This window comes from Streptomyces sp. CO7 (assembly GCF_053474865.1).
This window is the reverse complement of record NZ_JBRIOU010000005.1, coordinates 554,493-556,857: the sequence shown is the minus strand read 5'-3', so window position 1 is coordinate 556,857 and position 2,365 is coordinate 554,493. Positions and strand designations below refer to the sequence as shown.

Annotated in this window: 3 protein-coding genes; 2 read left to right on the top strand and 1 reads right to left on the bottom strand. The window is 73.8% G+C overall.

From position 1 onward, the window contains the following. Positions 1 to 86: 86 nt before the first annotated feature. Positions 87 to 1,244: an alkaline phosphatase PhoX gene (locus ACOV8S_RS21010; protein WP_448319358.1), complete on the top strand. Its 1,158-nt coding sequence runs from the start codon at positions 87 to 89 to the stop codon at positions 1,242 to 1,244. Positions 1,245 to 1,397: 153 nt separating this feature from the next. Here the strand turns inward: ACOV8S_RS21010 and ACOV8S_RS21005 are convergent, their stop codons facing one another. After that, positions 1,398 to 1,748 (bottom strand): DoxX family protein, encoded by a 351-nt coding sequence (locus ACOV8S_RS21005; RefSeq protein WP_448319356.1) that lies wholly within the window; start codon positions 1,746 to 1,748, stop codon positions 1,398 to 1,400. Between ACOV8S_RS21005 and ACOV8S_RS21000 the strand changes: the two genes are divergently transcribed. Continuing rightward, on the top strand, positions 1,741 to 2,190 hold the full coding sequence (locus tag ACOV8S_RS21000) for a MarR family winged helix-turn-helix transcriptional regulator (protein ID WP_448319355.1): 450 nt from the start codon (positions 1,741 to 1,743) through the stop codon (positions 2,188 to 2,190). The genes ACOV8S_RS21005 and ACOV8S_RS21000 overlap by 8 nt on opposite strands. Positions 2,191 to 2,365: the final 175 nt, after the last annotated feature.

Genomic DNA, 2,365 nt, shown 5'->3' with positions numbered 1-2,365 from the left:
CTCCTACGCTCCCCTGCGGCACGAGGCAGAACCCCCGGCCGCCGCCCGGCGGACGGGGCCGCGTACCCCTCACCCCTGGAGTGCACGTGGAACGTCGCAACCTCCTGCGCGCCGCCGTCCTCGGCGGCACGGCCGCCGCCTTCGGCGGGACCCTGTGGCGCGGCGCGGCCTACGCCGCCCCCGCGCAGCCCGGCACCGGCCCGTACGGCGCGCTCGGCGCCGCGGACGCGAACGGGATCCGGCTGCCCTCCGGCTTCACCAGCAGGGTGATCGCCCGCTCCCGGCAGAAGGTGTCCGGCACGAACTACACCTGGCACGACGCTCCCGACGGCGGCGCCTGCTACGCGGACGGCAGCGGCTGGATCTACGTCTCCAACTCGGAGATCAGCTCCACGGGCGGCGCGGGCGCCGTGAAGTTCAACTCCTCCGGCGCCATCACGGGCGCGTACCGCATCCTGTCCAACACCAACGTCAACTGCGCGGGCGGCAAGACCCCGTGGAACACCTGGCTGTCCTGCGAGGAGGTGGACCGGGGGTACGTGTACGAGACCGACCCGTGGGGCGTGAAGGCGGCGGTGCGGCGGGACGCGATGGGCCGGTTCAAGCACGAGGCGGCGGCCTGCGACCCGCAGCGGGGCGTGATCTACCTGACCGAGGACGTCACCGACGGCGCGTTCTACCGCTTCCGGCCGACGACCTGGGGCGACCTGTCCTCCGGCACGCTGGAGGTGATGATCGGCTCCTCCGCCACCAGCGGTGCGGTGACGTGGGCGCGGGTGCCCGACCCGACGGGGGCGACCGCCACGCGCAACCAGGTCTCCGGCACCAAGCGGTTCAACGGCGGCGAGGGCTGCTACTACGCGAACGGCACCTGCTGGTTCACCACCAAGGGCGACAACCGGGTCTGGGCGTACGACGCGGCGGCGCAGACCATCTCCCTCGCCTACGACGACTCCCTCGTCACCAGCGGAACGGCGCCGCTCACCGGCGTGGACAACGTGACCGGTACGGCCTCGGGCGACCTCTACGTCGCCGAGGACGGCGGCAACCTGGAGATCTGCGTCATCACCCCGACCGGCGTGGTCGCCCCGTTCCTGCGGGTGGGGGGCCAGTCCGCCTCCGAGATCACCGGCCCCGCCTTCTCCCCCGACGGCCGCCGCCTCTACTTCTCCAGCCAGCGCGGCACCTCCGGCTCCTCCTCCGGCGGCATCACCTACGAGGTGACGGGCCCCTTCCGCACCTGACGACCCGTCTGCCGCACCTCGGGCGAACGGAAGGAGGCGGCGCCCCGCACAGGGCGCCGCCTCCGCCGTACACCCGGGCGCACAGTCGCGTTCCACCGGCCGGACGACGAGGCCCGCGGCCCCCGGCCGACCCACCCGCTGCGCCGCTGCCCCTCAGGCGGTGGCGAGACCCAGCACCAGCGGCACCGCGGCAACGAGCATGAGGACGGCCGGCCCCCCGACGCCCTTCTTGTCGCCCGCGCGGAGGTGCGTGATCACGGCGCCCGCGAAGTAGAGGACGACGCCGATCGCCGCCGCGACGCCCAGCGGGCGGTAGACGATGCCGGCGAGCAGCCCCAGCGCGCCCGCGATCTTGACGAGACCGAGGGGCACGAACCAGCTGTCGGGCACCCCCACCGCCTTGAGCTGCTGCGTCACCTTCGGGTCGCGGACGATGTCGGCGCGGGCGGACCCGAGCAGCACCAGGGACAGCAGGACGGCCAGGACGACGTAGGCGATGAACACGAAGGGCTCCACAACGAAACGGCCACGTCACGGGGGCGCCGCCGATGCCCGGCTCCGTGAGGCGCTCACCGCCTCGGACGTCACCCCCCGGCACGCCGTCGTGCTGATGCACCTCCTCGGCGGTCCGCTCGGCCAGCGCGACCTCGGCACGCGGCTGGGCGTGGATCCCAGCGTCCTGGTCACTCTGCTCAACGCGCTCGAGGACCGTGACCTGGTGCGGCGGCGTCGGGATCCGGCGGACCGCCGCCGTCACATCGTCGAGATCACCGAGGCCGGCACGACCGCCGTCACCACGTTCGACGCCGCCATCGCTCAGGTCGAGGGGGAGCTGTTCGCCGACCTCACCCCGCAGGAGCGCGACACCCTGCACTCGCTGCTGGCCCGCGTCCGCATCACCGACGAGGGTGCCTGCGGCGCGGAGGCGGAGGACGGGCACTGCTGATCAGCGGCGTGGCCCGACAGCCCTCGCAGACCACACGGGAAGAGGCGGCACCCCCGCACAGGGTGCCGCCTCTTGTGGTGCTCCGGGGCCGAGGGGAAGCCGGCCGGGTGAGGGTCACGGAACGTGACCGGCTCCGGCCCCGGGGCGGGTGACCGGGCCGGCGGGTGCACATCCC